At 41.8% G+C, this 17,764-nt stretch carries 17 protein-coding genes; 4 read left to right on the forward strand and 13 right to left on the reverse strand.

Annotated features, from left to right (window positions below):
• Nucleotides 1–8: 8 nt before the first annotated feature.
• The 5 genes from ybaK to DWW91_RS08445 are packed head-to-tail and all read right to left on the reverse strand — an operon-like array spanning nt 9 to nt 3,596.
• Nucleotides 9–497 (reverse strand): Cys-tRNA(Pro) deacylase, encoded by a 489-nt coding sequence (ybaK, locus tag DWW91_RS08425; RefSeq protein ID WP_122327461.1) that lies wholly within the window; start codon nt 495–497, stop codon nt 9–11.
• A gap of 1 nt (nt 498) precedes the next feature.
• Entirely contained in the window at nt 499–2,625 is a 2,127-nt protein-coding gene (locus DWW91_RS08430; protein ID WP_122327462.1) for a Tex family protein, read from the reverse strand.
• Between the two features lie 13 nt (nt 2,626–2,638).
• On the reverse strand, nt 2,639–2,845 hold the full coding sequence (locus DWW91_RS08435) for a hypothetical protein (RefSeq protein WP_007656891.1): 207 nt from the start codon (nt 2,843–2,845) through the stop codon (nt 2,639–2,641).
• 5 nt (nt 2,846–2,850) lie between these two features.
• A complete protein-coding gene (locus DWW91_RS08440) occupies nt 2,851–3,342 on the reverse strand; it encodes a DUF3990 domain-containing protein (RefSeq protein WP_122327463.1) in 492 nt (163 codons plus the stop codon).
• The gene (locus DWW91_RS08445; protein WP_007656888.1) at nt 3,339–3,596 is read right to left on the reverse strand and encodes a DUF3791 domain-containing protein; all 258 of its coding nucleotides are present in this window, start codon (nt 3,594–3,596) and stop codon (nt 3,339–3,341) included. The genes DWW91_RS08440 and DWW91_RS08445 overlap by 4 nt, the downstream gene beginning before the upstream one ends.
• Nucleotides 3,597–3,900: 304 nt before the next feature.
• On the opposite strand from DWW91_RS08445, the gene DWW91_RS08450 reads away from it, so the two are divergent.
• Nucleotides 3,901–5,409, forward strand: coding sequence for a PAS domain-containing sensor histidine kinase (locus tag DWW91_RS08450; protein WP_122327464.1), 1,509 nt, complete (start codon nt 3,901–3,903; stop codon nt 5,407–5,409).
• Here DWW91_RS08450 and DWW91_RS08455 read toward each other — a convergent pair.
• The 6 genes from DWW91_RS08455 to DWW91_RS08475 all read right to left on the reverse strand — a co-directional run bounded on the left by DWW91_RS08455 (nt 5,402) and on the right by DWW91_RS08475 (nt 11,467).
• Nucleotides 5,402–6,781, reverse strand: a complete 1,380-nt coding sequence (locus DWW91_RS08455) for an ATP-binding cassette domain-containing protein (protein WP_122327465.1) — start codon at nt 6,779–6,781, stop codon at nt 5,402–5,404. The two genes, DWW91_RS08450 and DWW91_RS08455, sit on opposite strands and share 8 nt — an antisense overlap.
• On the reverse strand, nt 6,778–7,695 hold the full coding sequence (locus tag DWW91_RS08460; protein WP_122327466.1) for an ABC transporter substrate-binding protein: 918 nt from the start codon (nt 7,693–7,695) through the stop codon (nt 6,778–6,780). The genes DWW91_RS08455 and DWW91_RS08460 overlap by 4 nt, the downstream gene beginning before the upstream one ends.
• A 259-nt stretch (nt 7,696–7,954) precedes the next feature.
• Nucleotides 7,955–9,514: a sodium:solute symporter gene (locus DWW91_RS08465; protein WP_122327467.1), complete on the reverse strand. Its 1,560-nt coding sequence runs from the start codon at nt 9,512–9,514 to the stop codon at nt 7,955–7,957.
• A complete protein-coding gene (locus DWW91_RS28365; RefSeq protein WP_007656880.1) occupies nt 9,511–9,651 on the reverse strand; it encodes a symporter small accessory protein in 141 nt (46 codons plus the stop codon). Before DWW91_RS28365 ends, DWW91_RS08465 begins: the two co-directional genes overlap by 4 nt.
• A 57-nt stretch (nt 9,652–9,708) precedes the next feature.
• On the reverse strand, nt 9,709–10,134 hold the full coding sequence (locus DWW91_RS08470; protein WP_007656879.1) for a hypothetical protein: 426 nt from the start codon (nt 10,132–10,134) through the stop codon (nt 9,709–9,711).
• Nucleotides 10,135–10,165: 31 nt separating this feature from the next.
• Entirely contained in the window at nt 10,166–11,467 is a 1,302-nt protein-coding gene (locus DWW91_RS08475; RefSeq protein WP_007656878.1) for a phenylacetate--CoA ligase family protein, read from the reverse strand.
• 197 nt (nt 11,468–11,664) lie between these two features.
• Between DWW91_RS08475 and DWW91_RS08480 the strand changes: the two genes are divergently transcribed.
• The 3 genes from DWW91_RS08480 to guaD all read left to right on the forward strand — a co-directional run bounded on the left by DWW91_RS08480 (nt 11,665) and on the right by guaD (nt 15,863).
• A complete protein-coding gene (locus tag DWW91_RS08480; protein ID WP_007656877.1) occupies nt 11,665–13,305 on the forward strand; it encodes a PAS domain-containing hybrid sensor histidine kinase/response regulator in 1,641 nt (546 codons plus the stop codon).
• 6 nt (nt 13,306–13,311) lie between these two features.
• The gene (locus tag DWW91_RS08485; RefSeq protein ID WP_010803071.1) at nt 13,312–13,863 is read left to right on the forward strand and encodes a DJ-1 family glyoxalase III; all 552 of its coding nucleotides are present in this window, start codon (nt 13,312–13,314) and stop codon (nt 13,861–13,863) included.
• 659 nt (nt 13,864–14,522) lie between these two features.
• Nucleotides 14,523–15,863 (forward strand): guanine deaminase, encoded by a 1,341-nt coding sequence (gene guaD, locus DWW91_RS08490; protein WP_122327530.1) that lies wholly within the window; start codon nt 14,523–14,525, stop codon nt 15,861–15,863.
• On the opposite strand, the gene DWW91_RS08495 is transcribed toward guaD, so the two are convergent.
• A complete protein-coding gene (locus DWW91_RS08495) occupies nt 15,828–16,826 on the reverse strand; it encodes a 4Fe-4S binding protein (RefSeq protein WP_122327468.1) in 999 nt (332 codons plus the stop codon). The two genes, guaD and DWW91_RS08495, sit on opposite strands and share 36 nt — an antisense overlap.
• Nucleotides 16,795–17,022 (reverse strand): DUF2007 domain-containing protein, encoded by a 228-nt coding sequence (locus DWW91_RS08500; protein ID WP_007656861.1) that lies wholly within the window; start codon nt 17,020–17,022, stop codon nt 16,795–16,797. The genes DWW91_RS08495 and DWW91_RS08500 overlap by 32 nt, the downstream gene beginning before the upstream one ends.
• Nucleotides 17,023–17,764 lie beyond the last annotated feature (742 nt).

The following is a 17,764-nucleotide window of genomic DNA, read 5'->3' on the forward strand; positions in this document are numbered from 1 at the left end:
CTTTATTATTACAGTTCTTTCTCTGCAATCAAATCTGCAACTTCGGCCCTCACCTCACGAATTAAATCATCCGGAGCTATCTGAACCTGCAATCCTCGTTGTCCGGCACTGATATATATAGTATCATATTGCCCGGCAGACTGATGGATATAGGTCGGGAAATGTTTCTTCATTCCGATAGGGGAACATCCTCCCCGGATATACCCGGTTAAAGGCAATAATTCTTTCACCGGGATCATCTCACATTTTTTGTTGCCCGATACTTTGGCTGCCTTTTTCAAATCCACTTCATCAGCTCCGGGGATAACACAGACAAAATATCCGCTTTTATCTCCGTGAAGGATTAACGTTTTGAATACCTGTTCTACGTTTTCTCCCAATTGCTCTGCCACATGGGTGGCGCTTAAATCATTTTCATCGACTTCATAGGGAACCAACTGATAGGCTATTTTAGCTTTATCCAACAGTCTGGCCACATTCGTTTTGTTTATTTTCATACTACAATCCTTTCATAGATAATTGAACCCGTTTACGGACCAGGTCTACACTCAAAACTTTCACTTTAACATGCTGATGGATAGAAACCACCTGTGTCGGGTCGCTGATAAAACGATCGGCAAGTTCCGAGATGTGAACCAATCCGTTCTCTTTTATACCAACATCTACAAAGCAACCGAAGTTCGTAATATTGGTCACAATTCCCGGTAGGACCAGCCCTTCTTTCAGATCTTCTATCGTTTTAACGGTAGGGTCGAAAGAAAAGACCTGGATAGCCTGGCGCGGGTCGCGACCGGGTTTATCCAACTCTTCCATGATGTCAAGCAGAGTCGGCATACCGACTTTCTCTGTAATATATTTCTTAAGGTCGAGCTTCTTCTTTAATTCTTTATTGGTAATCAACTCTTCCACGGTACATTTTAAGTCCTTGGCCATTTGTTCCACAATCGGATAACTTTCCGGGTGAACGGCGGAATTGTCCAAAGGTGTTTTGCCACCTTGTATGCGAAGGAATCCGGCACTTTGCTCAAACGCTTTTTCACCCATACGCGGCACCTTTAACAATTCACGTCTGGATTGGAAAGGACCATGTTCGGCCCGGTAGTCAACAATATTCTGTGCCAGTGTCGGTCCTAAACCGGAGATATAAGTCAGCAGGTGCTTACTGGCCGTATTCACATTGACTCCCACCATATTTACGCAACTTTCCACAGTCTGGTCCAGGCTTTTCTTTAAAGCACTCTGGTCGACATCATGTTGATACTGGCCGACTCCGATACTTTTGGGATCGATTTTTACCAGTTCTGCCAGTGGGTCCATCAACCGGCGTCCGATACTGACGGCTCCCCGTACGGTTACATCATATTCAGGAAACTCATCCCGGGCAATCTTTGAGGCAGAATAGATGGAAGCTCCGTTCTCACTGACAACAAACACCTGTACTTTCCGGTCATAACGGAGATTAGTAATGAACTGTTCCGTTTCGCGGCTTGCAGTTCCGTTGCCGATAGCGATAGCATCGATGGCATAAGTCGATACCAATTGAGAGACTTTAGCTGCGGCTTTGCTCTTTTCATTCTGCGGCGGATGCGGATAGACGGCTTCGTTATGAAGCAGGTTACCCTGGGCATCCAGGCAAACTAATTTGCATCCGGTACGATATCCGGGGTCGACACCTAACACTCGCTTTTGTCCTAACGGCGGTGCCAGTAAAAGCTGCCGCAAGTTCTCTGCAAAAACACGGATGGCCTCTTCGTCGGCTTTCGTTTTGCTCAGATTGGCATATTCCGTTTCTATGGAAGGCTTTAGCAGACGTTTGAAAGAGTCGTCTACCGCATTGGCTACCTGGTCGGAAACTTCGCTGTTCCCTTTCACGAACCGTCTTTTCAAACGGTCGAGTGTAGTATCGACATCGGGTGATATGCTGACTCTGAGGATACCTTCCGCTTCTCCGCGGCGGAGGGCCAGCAAGCGATGGGAACTGCATCGGTTCAGCGGTTCACTGAAATCGAAATAGTCCCGGTATTTGGCTCCTTCTTCCTCTTTTCCTTTAATAACTTTAGAAGAAATAATCCCTGTATGGGCAAAAGAATTACGCACGGCGTTACGTGCCCCTTCATTTTCGTTTACCCATTCAGCGATAATATCTCGTGCTCCTTGCAAGGCTTCTGCTGCATTCTTTACTTCTCCTTTGATAAAACTCTTCACCCGGGCCAGCAAATCCGGTTCGTTTTGTATCATGATAATTTTGGCAAGCGGTTCCAGCCCTTTTTTACGTGCAATCTCGGCCTTAGTCACCCGTTTGGGTTTGTAGGGCAGATAAAGGTCTTCTATCTCGGTGCTATCCCAGGAATCTTCGATTCGTTTCTTGAGTTCAGAGGTTAGTTTCCCTTGTTCTTCGATAGAACTTAATATGGTATCTTTCCGTTTTTTGAGTTCAGTCAGCTTATCCAGTTGGTCTTTGATATTCCCGATCTGGACTTCATCCAGTCCTCCGGTAACTTCTTTCCGGTAACGGCTGATAAAAGGAATGGTCGCCCCTTCATTAAGCAACCCGATCGTTCTTTCGACCTGTCCAGCCGGAATGTTTAAAGAGTGGGAGATAAGTGAATGGAATAATGTTGTCATAATTGTTTTTGTTTTATGATTGGTACAGCTCCATCATGATTTCATCAACGATGTAAGCGTCACTAAAAATATAAAGTTCGGTTTCAGGGTCATGCAGTCGGTCGCAAACCTTTGACATATAGAATACATCCAGAGCGCGCAACGGTGAAACTTCCAATTTTTCAGAAAGCCGCATGACTATTCTTCCGATTTTATTCCACATTAATAAGTCGCTAAGCATATTTGTTATAGATTAATTTGTTCGACAGAAATAAATTGTAAGCATTGATCAATCAATTGCTGGTTTAACAAACAGAATTGATTATTGGGTTGGTGTTGTGATAATTGACCTAATGCCATTTCAACAGTCATCATACCATTCATATATGCTTCTACTGTATCAATGACACGGTCGTTTGCTACACCACCTTCTACAATGTCATATTTAGCCCACGGTTTTAGTCCCTTACGGCTTTTTACAATAAAGTCAAGCCATTCTTCGTCATACCTAGAAAATTTCAAATAGGAGAAATCAGTTATTACTTCATCTAAATCAAGTTGATAAATATTTAGAAGAGGAATTTCCTGTTGCTGTCTGCCTATACGAAAAGCCCATCTTTCAGCTTGTTCTTTAATGTCGGTTACGTAAAAACCTTGTCCAAAATCCAGATTTTCACGTCCGGCTTTAGCGATAGGTTGCTTCACGGTGATAACAGAGCCATGATAAACGGTTATCATAGTTTTCCTCCTTCTTCTTTTATTTGCTTCTTCTCCCAAATATCTAATGTTTTCAATACATCTTCAGTGACATATTCCCGACTTTGAGTGTGCAAAACATCATAAAACTCCCATATATAATCCTCTATTAGCCGGATACGTTTCATTCTCCGGTACATCTCTGAAGCCGAGCATCCTCTTGCCCGCGCTGCCGATTCGATACATGATGATACGAATATTGTTCGTAACTCTTCTTCTGTTTGCACTATTATCATATTATAATACCTGTTTATGCAAAAATAGGTATTAAATTTAAAAGGTTACTCCCCTTTAAGATGTTTTTGTGAATAGTACCTGAGCGGTAGTGCCTGATAGGGGAAATTTACTTAGTAAGTAGAGTTCTCCTGCTACATACTTTTTTGACACGGATTTCACAGATTGGCTATTAAAATGCTGATATTGTGAAGTTCGTGTTATTTATTTTGCTTCCCTCTTTGAATTCTTTCTTTATATTATTTGTTACTCTCGTTTATTTTCAAGACTTTTGTGAGAATATAAACATTAAGTCCTCAAAGCTGTATGATACCAGTAGATTCAAATGCTGATGCATTGGAGCAAAAATATAAAGATTTATCCGGGTTACTTTCGAACATAGTAGACTCAGTACCAATGTACTTCTTTGTTAAGGATACTGGAGATGACTTCCGTTATGTTTATTCCAGTCCGATGATGAATCAGATATATGGTCGTTTTCACAATGATGTTGTTGGGAAAACGGACTTTGATTTGTTTGTTGACCCTGTTGCAGCGCAGTCTTTCAGGGATATGGATGAGAAGGTACTTCAAACGGGAGAGATGCAACGCTTTGTTGAACAGATGCTCGACCCCAAAGGTGTAGTGCGTTCTATGGATACCATGAAATTGCTGGTACCCCGCGAAGGAAAAGCACCTTTTCTATTGGGTATGTCCTGGGACATCACCAAACAACGGCAGATAGAAGAAGAACTGCATGAAAATAATAAAAGACTGGCCTTATCCTGTATGGCAGGCCTTATCTATCCGTGGATATGGGATGTCGTGAATGAAACGGCGGAGCTTTCTCATGTAGAGAACGGTGAAATGATTCATGCTTATATTTCCCACGAAAGTTTTACTGAAAAAATCCATCCGGACGACCAGCAAATGTACCGGGATGTTGTGACGGCCTTTGCCCAGGGTGAGATAGAATCATTACGCCTGAGTTTCCGTTGCCGTTATTTCTCGGAAGAATATGTCTGGCTGGAGAAAATCGGTGAAGTATATGAATATGGTAAAGACGGTAAACCCCTGAAAGCTATTGGTATCTTGCGGGATATCACGGTGGATAAACGTCACGAAGCAGATGTACAGGCGAAGCGTCTTGCAGAGGAGAGTAACCGGATGAAATCAGCCTTTATCGCCAATATGAGCCATGAAATACGTACGCCTTTAAATGCGATTGTCGGTTTCTCTACTTTGATGGCCCAGGCGGAAACGGATGAAGAAAAACAGGAATATCTGAAGATTATTGAATCGAGCAATGAATTTCTGTTGCAATTGATTGATGATATTCTCGATATTTCAAAGATAGAATCGGGTAAGCTGGAGTTCATTTATTCAGACTTCAGTTTAAATAGTATCTTCAAACCGCAGGAGCCGGCTTTCTTACGGCGGGTAAATGCCGGGGTAAAGGTTGTTTTTGAAAATGACGGAAGCGACTACAGTATCATTTCTGAAAAGACAAGACTTACACAGGTGTTGACTAACTTTTTATCTAATGCGGTCAAATTTACATCGACAGGAACGATACGGTATGGTTATCGTTTGACTGATAATGGCATTTATGCTTATGTCAGCGATACCGGTACCGGCATAAAGAAAGAGGACCAGGTTACCATTTTTGACCGGTTTGTCAAACTGGATAGGTTTAAACAAGGGACAGGACTTGGATTGTCTATCTGTAAGACAATTATAACGATGTTGAACGGAGAGATAGGTGTCGATTCAGAGGAAGGCGTAGGTTCTACATTCTGGTTCTCAATCCCCTGTAATCCCGTAAAAGTTAATTGATTATCGGTAGCCGGATAATAACGGAAGCAAAGCGCTCTATCTCTTCCTGATTGTGTGATGTGAAGATGACAGTGCGTTTATATTCTGTTTGTCGTTCAATTATGCGGTCGATGATGCGGATTGCGAGTGGCTTGTCCAATCCTTTGAAAGGCTCGTCAAGAAGCATAACAGTAGATGGATATGCCAATGCCCGGGCAAGGGCTACGCGCTGTTGCTGGCCGTAACTCAGTTCGTTAGGATAACGTTCCGTGAAAGTTTCCATCTCGACTATTCTCAATGCTGTTAATGCTTCCTGTTCCGCATAAGTTTGTTTATAGAGCGATGCTAACGGTAGGCAAATGTTTTGCAGGACAGTTAAATGGGACAGTAGTTCCGGCTCCTGGAATACAACAGCAAACTTTTCTTCCCGATGAGATATAATCTTTCCCTCGATTGGTTTCAATGTTCCGTCCAGCAGATTCAGTAAAGTTGTTTTTCCGCTTCCTGACGGAGCCTTTATACCATAAATGATGTCGGGTTCAAAAGTATATGAGAAATTCGATAGTACTTTGGTATCATCATATTGAAATGTAACGTCTGCTGCTTCTATGGGACAAGGGTGGGGAAGTTCTTCCTTTTCCGGTTTTCCATTGCTATACTGTATGTTCCATGTAACCAGTGTCAACCGGCTGATTCCTTTGTCAAACAGGAAACTAATCAAGACGGCAATAACAGTCCATGCAATCAATTCGGGAACCGATATGAACAACTGTGCACGTTTCATTTCCCCGCCGATACCGAAGGCGCATTGTGAAAGTACCTCGCCCATAATAATAGCACGCCAGCCGAATCCGGTAGCAGACGCCAGCCCACTGAATAAAAAAGGTTTCAGTTGGGGATAATATATATGTATCAGTTTATTCTTGCGATTGATTTTGAACTGAGCCGCCATTAGGGAAAGTCCGGGCCGCAGACTGATGATTCCTTTCGTCAGGTTTTCCGTTAATAAAGGAAACATGGTCAGAAAAGCAATTATTAACGGTATTCCTTCCGGGTCAAGAAAGATTAAAGCCAATAAGATAAAAGAGATGACCGGAACGGAACGCATGATTGTCAGCAGGGGACGGAATAACTCATAAAGCAATTCGTAACGGGCAAATAAGAAAGCTGTCATCACCGCGGCTCCCAATGATAGAATGATACCGGAAATACCGCGCAGGATGGTAGCCGATATGCTTTTATAAAAAGTATCGGTACCGAATAGCTGAAATAAGGCTTTTATCAGTTCAGGAACGGACGGAATCAATTCCGGCTGGTCCATTGAAGAGGCTATTAACTGCCAGATAAGCAGCAGCAAGCAGACTGATACACATGAAATTAATCCTTTTTTCATTGTTCTCCTGAAATAAAGCCATTGTCCGGAAGTTTTCCTCCTATGGCTTTCGGTTCATATTGCTCTATCAGCCGAAGGAAATCGAGAATGCTTTCTTTGGCTTCTCCGGTTGATAAATAGTTAATACGGCATCTCTCTATGCTTTCCGGAGTGAGTGTTCCCGGGGCAAATATATTGCGGCTCTCCAGAATATCTATTGCTTTTTGAGGTTGACTGACGGCAAACTGGCAGGACTCGTTCAACAAGCTATCCAGCAATGTTCTTTTATCGTTTAACGAAGGTGCATAGACAATCGCAGTCTGGGCAAATCCCGGAGAGGTACTGTTCGGATTGTTAAGACTCGTTTTTATCGATAAAGTACTGTCTTTCCGAAGTATCACGCTTAGAAACGGTTCTGCCAGGACAGCTGTTTGGATCTGTCCGGCTAGCAATCCCTGGCTTATTTCACCGGGAGTAGTAAGCGAATAATTCAATGAATAAGACAATCCTTTTTGATATAAATAGTAGCGGGTCAGGATATCGGGAGTTGTGCCTGCACCGAAGACATATAAAGTCTCCGTTTCCAGTGATTGATTCCGTATCCCTTGCTTTTCGACAAGATACAGATTTCCCCAGACAGGGCATCCGAGTAAAGAATATTTCAATCCTTTATTATAAAGATTGGCTGCATTAATCATAGGAAGGGCAGCCAGGTCCGCTTTCCCTTTTATTAATAATGCCTGCATCAGTTCCGGAGAGTCGACTATATCTACAGACAACCGTTTTCCTTCTATCTCCGGCGAATCCTCCATCATCTTTGCAAACGCAATAACGGAAGGTCCGCGAAGAACAGCCACATGAAGCACATCATTCTCCTTTTTCCCATTATTGCAGCTGCATAGAATCAGCAGAAGTAAACAAAAGTATTTGATCATCTTTTTTGTTGCAAAGGTAGGAAATTAGGATTAATAGTCATGTAAAATAAGAGGTCGATTAAAAAAAGTATGGAATAGGAGAGGTCTATAAAAAATTAAAGCCTGTCTCACGACAAGCCCTAACCAACTTTGTTAACCTTAAATCTAATACTATTATGAAAAAACCACAGTACAAAAGTACGGATCTTTTCATAAGTAGCAATAGTTAAAATGCTAATATATGTTTTCTAACATGCAATAAATACTAATGTATTCCATATTATATCTTATTAGTCTTTTCCTGCGTCATCAGGCTGACAACGACGATAGCAATAACAGACAACGGGAGAGCAAATAGAATAGGATCTATCGCAAACCAGGGATATACATCGATCAGCACATCTTTTCCTGTCAATGTTTTGCACAGACCAACCGCGCTGGCTTCTGCCTTATGGAGAAACAACATGGTAAACATACTTGCCAATGCTCCCGTCCAGAGACTGGCTAAAGCACCTTGTTTTGTCGCCTTTTTCCAATACAATGAACAGAAATAGGCGGGGAGGAATGTCACTGCACAAACACCCATAAATAAGGCTGTCCCTCTGGCTATAATACCGGCACTCAACGTATAGCAGATAATATAACTCAACAGGATAGAACATAAAACTCCGATACGGACTCCCATCGTTGAGTTTGTATTTTTACGGCGTCCCAGGTTCGGAAATGCATCTGCCCCGAATGCAGCTCCCATCGTATGGAACTGTGCACTCAATGTGGACATACTGGCCGACAGGATACACAGCATAAATACGGCACTAAACCATTCCGGCATAGCACGGTCAATAAACAACGGGATAATTTTATCCATGTCTTTGATGGCTTCCGAAGCGACAACTCCTTCTGTCTTCATAAAAAACAGATTCGACAATGCTCCTACATGGTAAATAGCTCCTACAGTTACAATCAGGAACACGCAACCGATAAGTACTCCGCGATTCAGCTGTTTGGTACTTTCCACCATCATGAAGCGTACAACTAACTGAGGCTGTGCCAGACAACCTATCCCGACACCTAAGATAAGCGATGTAACCAAAGTATACCATTGGGGAGAACCGGTGACCGGCATCGCCGTCCACCCCTGGTGTCCCAACTCTTTGAAACGGTCGGGGACAAGCGGTGCAATCTCCGTCAGTTTCTGGTTCGCTTCAATGAAGCCCATATCCATGACTTTGTAAAACCAGAATAAAAGAAATAACATACAGCCGAACATAATCACAGCCTGTAAGGCATCTGTATATAAAACACCTTTTATACCACCGGTAATTACATAAGCAGCTACAATCAAAGTAAATATCAATAAAGCCAGATGCAGGTCGATATGGAACATCTGTTCGATGAAAACAGCGCCTCCTTTCATGACAACGGCCGCATACAATGGCATTCCTATAAAAATGATAGTAGCTATAAATATCTGTATACTACGCGATTTATAGTGCATCCCCAATAATTGTGGAAATGTACGCGCATTATGCTGTTCTCCTAATTTACGGGTTCTTCTACCAAAGAAGATAAAGGCTACAACCACTCCCATAAACATATTCAGCAGACATAGCCACTGGATACCCATACCGAAAGTAGCTGCGACACCACCAAAACCTACGATAGCCGATGCAGAAATAAATGTAGCTCCATAGGAGAGGGCCATGATAATAGGATTGACCTTTCTTCCTCCTAGCAGATAATCACTGGCATTTTTAGTCTGTTTATATCCGATATAGCCTAACCAGGCAATGACAAACATGTAAAGGATAACAACAATTCCAAGGGTAAGGGTACTCATTTATCAGGTTGTTTAGGGTTATCACTCTCTTTATCTCCTTTATTCCAATTGGTAATTCCGAACCATAAAGAAAAAATTAAACACGCGAAGGCTAACAGGTAGGCTAACCAGATACCGGGATCTTCTATTCCGAACATTTGTTATTTGTTTTTAGGGTGGAGAGGCTGTTGTAAACCTCCCCACGATAAATAATATTATAATTTCATCAAGTCGCTTTCGCAAATGCATTCCAGATTCTGACGACGGATTACTTCACGGGCTGCTTCCCGGTTATTGGTACGAAGAATAAGGATCGATTTGTCATTCAGTGAAAAACAATACATATATTCTATGCTCAGACCGGCTTTTGTAAAATGTGTCAATGCCTGTGCAAAACTTCCGGCACAAGAGTTGGTCACGATAGCCAGTACGTCCGTCAGATTCGCACTTACATTGTTGCTTTTCAATATCTTGTATGCTTTCTGCGGATCGCTTACAATAATACGCAGAATACCATATTCAGACGTATCCGCAACAGTAGCAGCAATGATCCGTATATTTTCTTCAGCAAGCAGAGCCAGGATTTCACTTAGCTTTCCATATTTATTCTCCAGGAAAATAGAAATTTGATTTACTGTCATAGCTGTATCTTTTATTTGTTGAACAATTGTTTTAACAGAACTTACGCAAGTCTTTTACCCTTACGGCTTTACCTTCCTGAACGGGCAATGAGCCTTTGGCTACCAGTTTCAGGCGCGGAGTCAGCAGCAACTCATCTTTCAGCTGTCGGGTAATGTCTTTTGCAAGACGTTGCAAGACGCTGTAATCGTCGGTAAACAGGTCGCTCAGTTCTACTTCGATCAACATTTCGTCACTGTTGTTCACCGTTTCGAGTGTGATCAGATAGTTGCTTCCCAGTTCTTTGAACTGCATCAGAATCTTTTCGATCTGGATCGGGAAGAGATTCACACCTTTCAGGATGATCATATCGTCGCTACGTCCTTTGAAGCGGGCCAGACGTTTATGCGTTCTTCCGCAAGGACATTCGCCCGGGATAATGCAGGTCAGGTCACGGGTACGGTAACGTAACAGCGGCATGGCTTCACGATTGATTGTCGTTAATACCAGTTCGCCTACTTCCCCTTCCGGAACAGGCTGTAATGTCTGGGGATCTACTATCTCCACAATCGTATAGTCTTCCCAGATATGCAATCCGTTTTGCTCCGTACATTCGAAAGCAACACCGGGACCATTCATTTCAGACATACCGAAACAGTTATATGCTTTTACACCTAATAGTTGTTCGATGCGTTTGCGTTGTTCTTCCGAATGAGGCTCGGCACCGATACAAACCGTGTGCAGTTTGGTGTCTTTGCGTGGATCCAGTCCCATTTCATACATTACTTCAGCCAGGCGGGTGGCGTAGCTGGGAATGATATGCAGGCAAGTCGTTCCAAAATCGGTAATAAATTTGATCTGACGTTTGGAATTACCGGCGGCGGCAGGAACGGTTAATGCTCCGAGTTTTTCTGCGCCATATTGAAATCCCAAACCACCGGTGAACATACCATATCCGGAGGTATTCTGGAAAACGTCTGTATCACGTAAACCGACCATATACATGCAGCGTGCCACCTGATTGGCCCATTGGTCCAGGTCCTTTGCCGAATGTAATACGACGGTAGGATTTCCGGTTGTACCGCTGGAAGAATGTACTCTTACGCAATCCTTGATAGGAATAGCTGCCATTCCGAACGGATAATTATTACGCAGGTCGTCTTTCGTTGTGAAAGGGATTTTTTGCAGATCATCCAATGACTGGATGCTGTCTGCCGTTATACCGTTGTCTTTAAGAACTTTGCTGTAGAAAGGGGAGTGTCCGGCTAATTCTATTGTTTGTTTCAGTCGTTCCAACTGTAGTTTATTCAGTTCTTCACGACTCATCGTCTCAATATCTTTCTGCCAATACATCATAGCTTTTTCGTATTATATTGTGTTTAATTCATGAAATTAGACTGCAAATGTATCTTTTATTTTGATTAGATGCAGCATTTTTGCTCAAAATTATAAAAACAGGTAAATTAAATGTTGATTTTCTAAGGTTCCTGAAAAAATATCTTTACATTTGCCTTCAGCAGTAAGTTACAATTATAAACCTTGATTTCTAATATATGAACATGTACGAAAACCTTTCAAAAGAAGAACTGATCCAGCGCATTAAAGTGTTGGAAACGGATTTGGCAGCATCAGTCATGAAGAATGCTGAGATAGAGAAAATGAGCGAAAATCTTCTGAATCAGCGCAAAATTAATTTCCTGAATATCTTAATGAATACTATTCTGTCAAATATCTTTGTCGTTATAGCCGTAAAAGATGTTTTCGACAGTTTTAAATATATTTACTTCAATCAGGCGGCCGAAGATTTTATGGGGGCTAAATCTTCCGAGGTGTTAGGTAAGACAGACTTTGATCTGTTTTCTGATCCGCGAAGGGCGCATGAAATCCGTACGGAAGATTATTCAACGATCAACCACGGACGAATCCATAAATCGGTGGTTGAATATGAGAAACCGAACGGTGAAATCCGTATTGTGAACATCATCCGTTTATTGATAACCAACCCGGACCCGGGAGCTTCTCCTTTGTTATTGGCTATGCTTTGGGATATTACGGAACAGCGGCAAAATGAGCTGGATCTGATCAAGGCCCAGGAGGCGGATAAAATGAAGAATGCCTTTATTGCTAATATGAGCCATGAGATCCGTACGCCATTGAACGCGATAGTAGGTTTCTCCCGGTTGATTACCGAAACGGATAATGCCAGTGAACAACAGGAGTATCTTACAATTATCAATAACAACAGCGACCTGTTGCTCCAATTGATCAACGATATTCTGGATTTTGCAAAGATAGAATCCGGAACGTTGAATTATAACCTGTCGTGGGTGGATCTGAAAGATGTCTGCCAGGAAGTTTATATTTCGCAATCATTGAAAATGACTTCGGATGTGGCATTGCTGTATAATGGAGATATGTTGCCTTCTGTCAGGTTACGGACAGATACACAGCGTATTGAACAGGTATTGCTGAATCTTTTATCCAATGCTATAAAATGTACAAATCAGGGATTTGTCTCTTTGTCGTATGAGGTGGAAGGAGATTTTGTACGGGTTTCTGTCACTGATACCGGTATTGGCATCGATAAGGAGAAGCAGGCATCTGTATTCGAGCGGTTCGTAAAATTGGATGATTTCAGGCAAGGGACCGGCTTGGGACTGTCTATCTGTAAGATGATCATAGAAAAGTTAGGCGGAGAAATAGGCCTTCGGTCGGAATTGGGCAAAGGGTCGACATTCTGGTTTACGCTGCCATTAGCAGTTCCGGAAGAGTCTGAAAAGAAAGAAGCAGGCAATGAAATTCCTATGGAGATCATTCCGGATGCTTTGCCAGGGCAATATACAATCTTGATTGCAGAAGATGTGTTGGAAAATTATCTTTTGCTGCAAGCAGTCTTAAAGCAACATTATCGTCTGATTTATGCGGAAAACGGACAGATTGCCGTACAGCAGTTTAAGGATTACAAGCCGGATATTGTTTTGATGGATATAAAAATGCCGGTGATGGACGGTTATGCCGCCACGTGTAAAATACGTGAATTATCTTCAGATGTTCCTATTCTGGCTCTTTCTGCATTTGCATTTGATGAAGAAAAAGAGAAAGCGAAGTGTTGCCGGTTTAATGATTATCTGGTCAAACCCGTAGATATTCCTTTGTTGAAATATAAGATCAAGTATTATCTCAATAAAAAATAATATAATATGAAGCAAGCGTTTATATTCCTGGCTACAGGATTTGAAGAAATAGAGGCGTTAGGCACAGCCGATATTTTACGTAGGGGAGGTGTCAGAGTCTCTACCATCTCGATTAACGGTGAAACCCGGGTAATGGGGGCGCATAATATCCCGGTGATAGCAGATTACCTGTTTGAAGAGGCCGATTTTAGTGCGGCAGATGCTTTAATTCTTCCGGGAGGTATTCCGGGAAGCAATCATCTGAATACTTGTACCCGCCTGAAAGAACTTATACTGGAAAAGAATAAAGAAAATATAATTCTGGGAGCAATCTGTGCAGGACCTATGGTTTTAGGCGGCTTAGGATTATTGAAAGGACGTAAGGCCACTTGTTTCCCGAACTTCGAACCGACTATGATAGGAGCCATCTCTACCGGTAATGGTGTTGAGCAAGATGGAAATATCATAACCTGCCAGGGGCCCGGTTTTGTATTCGAATTTGGATTATCCTTATTGAAGGTTTTACGGGATGATGAAATAGCGGGAGAAGTGGCGGATGCTTTGTTGGTAAGAAACTGAAAATAAAAGTAACGGGAGTTATTAATAACAATAGCTCCCGTTATGTAACCATCATAATTAGAGTTACTTGACTATTACAGGTTTATTGACTAGCTTTAACAATCCCCCCGGCCTCCTCTCCAGATTGGAACTTCATAATAATGTTTCATCAAATGCACTGTCATACTATCATATTTTTATATAATGCACATATAATCAATATGTTATATAAAAATATGATAGTATGATAGTTCTTTTATGTTTATGATAGTTATGAAAAACGCTCTCCATTTTTTTTATGGCTGTGTTCATAAGTATCTCCATATTACAGCAGCATAGATAACACGTATATCCGGTAAAGGGTTGCGGGGCCTTCTTTGTGCATTGAAGACTTGAGAAAATTTAGCCGATTTTCACTTAATCGCACAAATATCACACGCAACGCAAGGCTTCAAATCAAAAGCCTTTTCAGTTGCAAATATACATATTAATAATATTTCAACCAATGATAATCCATCTCTTATTTTAGTTTATCCTTATTAATTCTCATCAAGGGCAAAGAGTTGATTTATTATTTTTAATGTAGTTGTTTCTGCTTTTAGTCGGATTCTAACAATTTTCTTACCTTTGATGTTACATTGTTATATTATCTGTTGATTTGATAAAGGTAAGGAATGAAGATGGATGAAACGGTATATTTGTATAAAGGTGAAGTCTTTTATTTTAAGGATTCTCCCCTGAAGTTTGATGAATCTTATAGTTATTATCCTGACGGAGCATTGGTGGTTTGTCGAGGAAAAATCATAGAAGCCGGAGCTTATGAAAATATAAAAGAGCGTTATCCGGAGGCATTCGTTACTGATTATTCCGGGAAACTTCTGATGCCCGGCCTGATCGATTCACATATCCATTATCCTCAGTCGGAAATGATAGGTATGTATGGCAAACAGCTGCTCGATTGGCTGAACGAATATACGTATCCCACGGAAGAGGCTTTTGGAGATTCTGAATATGCCGGACGGGTAGCCCGTTTCTTTGTAAATGAACTTTTTCGCAACGGCACTACGACCTGTATGGCTTATGCAACGGTTCATAAAGAATCTGTTAATGCTCTCTTTTCGGTTGCTTCCGAATATAACATGCAAATGCTGACCGGCAAGGTCTTGATGAACCGTAACGCACCGCAGTCTTTGATGGATACTGAAGAAAGCGGGGAGGCTGATAGTCGGGAGCTGATCGAAGCCTGGCATAAAAAAGGACGTAATCTTTATGTGATTACTCCCCGTTTTTCTATTACTTCCACTCACGGTCAATTGATTAGTGCCGCCCGTTTGCATGAAGAATATCCCGATACTTACATTCAAACGCATTTGTCGGAAAACCGGAATGAAATAGATTCAGCCCTTGAATTGTCTCCGGAATGTTCTGACTATCTGGAAGTTTATGAACGGGCAGGATTAGTTACCGAACGTTCCGTATTCGGCCATTGCATTCATCTATCCGATTCGGAATGTCGCCGAATGGCCGAGGCTGGAGCGATAATAGCCCATTGCCCCACGTCAAACTTGTTTTTGGGAAGCGGTCTGTTCGATATGCAACAGGCAAACCGGATCAATATCCAAACGACACTGGCTACAGACGTTGGTGCCGGCACATCTTTCTCTTTATTCCGGACCATGGGAGAGTCCTATAAAGTACAACAACTGAACGGGTATCCCATGTCTGTATTCGAATCATTATATAAATGTACGCGCGGTACGGCTAAAGCCTTGAAACTGGATGATAAGATAGGCAGTTTCGACCAGGGCAGGGATGCTGATTTTATTGTAGTTGATTGTACGGCCACTCCTTCCCAGCAAATGCGGAAAGATTATCTTGAACGTAAGGGGAAATGGAATCTTGAAAATAAATTGTTCGGCATCCAGACGTTAGGGGATGACCGTAATATAGTTGCCACTTATGTGGCGGGGAATCCTGTTTACCAGTCAGATACGTGCAATCATCAGAAAACAGGTATGTAAAACGACTGTAATAATAATCCAAAGGCGTTCGGCAGTAGCCGGACGCAATTTGAAAAAACGATATTCCAGTCCTCCATGTTTACATGTGGAGAGGCAGTCGCCGCAATAAGTACAGGTGTAACCGATTTTTCCTTTTTCTATATTTTCTTTGTGCAACGCATCATATTTGCATGATTTCAGACAAGCCATGCAGTGTGTACAGTCTGTATTGAGTTTTATCCGGAAAGGAGAGAGGTACTTCATAAAAGACACCAGTGTTCCTATCGGACAATAACTACTGCAATGGATCATCTTTTTCTTCCGGCGTGATAGTATCAACATGATACCCAGTCCAATAATCCCGACAATCAGTCCGGCAACCGTTGCCATCCATCCGCTTGCCCCGGATAACCGTAATGCAATAGCCCCTGCTATTACCAGAAAAAATACACTGTAACGTAATTGCTTATGATAGCGAAAAATATTCTTTTCTGTCTTCTCTTTTGCGCTCCATGCATCAAATGCCCCGAAATAACAAAGCTGGCTGCACCAGGCAGGTCCCGAAAGCAGCAACGTACTCAGGAAAAGTATCGGCATAAACAATCCCTCCAACCGGTAAATCGGGCCGGCCAGTATGATTGCCGGAACGGGTAAATGCAGCTTTCCGGTCATCAGAAAGACAGAATCGACAGTTACGCCTAAAAGTAACTGCCCGAAGAAAACAATAGAAAAAAGCAACCACGCCCGGACTCGCCATTTGGGACGTTCTTTCCGATCCTGCATTTTATAACTGAGCAGTGCCCCGTAAATAATGGCGATACCAACCTGTATCCATCCTGCGGATGGCATAAGCCGTTCCGATAGCAGCAATGGTTTTTCAGGAACGACCTGTACGATCGTCAATAAAATAGCAATCAGTATCGCCGTTATAGCTGAAGTACAAAGAAACTGTTTATTCATCACCCACAAGTTCCGGAAATCCATTCTTTAAGACTTCTTTCGCTTTTTCGTAATCACTCTCAAAAACATAGATCTCGATCTGGAATCCCGGAATATTTCCGAATACCGTAGAAAGATGTTCGTTCTTGAGAAAAGATTCTATACCTTCATTTCTTAACGCGCTTTGTAACAGGCTAGCCTGAACATTATTATCCGCTGTTGATAAAAGAATCGTTTCCATACTATTGAGTTTTATGTATTACTACTTCTACAAAGATACTTTTTTTATCCCTAAAACATATTGTATGGATGAAATAATAAAGAATCGGATGATGTTATTTTTCCGTGATTCTCCGCGTGTTCTGTGTTGTCCGTGTACCATTAAAATGGCTATTCCGCAAAAAATATACATTGATGTATTATACATTGATGTATATTTTGTATATTTGTCTTATCTATTAATTGAATTACAGATTGTGAGTTCACCTTTTCAATATTGAATACAATAATAATATGAAACTCCTGAAAGTGTTGTTACTATGCCTTTTCTCTTTTGTAACGCTGCAAATCATTGCAGAGAAGAAGGCTTCGTATGTTCAAAACCCTCAGGAGGTTAATCTTTCAGATTTTCGGGGACAAGCAATTCAGCCTGCTGTTTTTCTGATTCGTGATATCCAACCGGTCCCCGTATTATTTAATAGTCTTGACTGGTTCATTCTGTTGTTGATCCCAGTAGTATTATTAATTGTCAGTCTTTCAAGCAGACTGTACCTGCACAAACTTTTTGATCAGGAAAAAGTCTTCTTACGATATAAAATATTCCTTTGGCAGAAGCGGTATTCCTGCTTCACCCTTTGCTGCATGCTTAATTAAATCTGTTTCAGGAAAAATTTGAATCCCTGCTGTCGTCTGGCAGGGGAAACGTTTGGTGTATCCGGTGGATACATCTAGTTGCTTTATTACCTGAAATACAAACTAAAACA

The organism is Parabacteroides sp. AF17-3 (genome assembly GCF_003635445.1).
In the GTDB taxonomy this organism is placed as follows: Bacteria; Bacteroidota; Bacteroidia; order Bacteroidales; family Tannerellaceae; genus Parabacteroides; species Parabacteroides goldsteinii.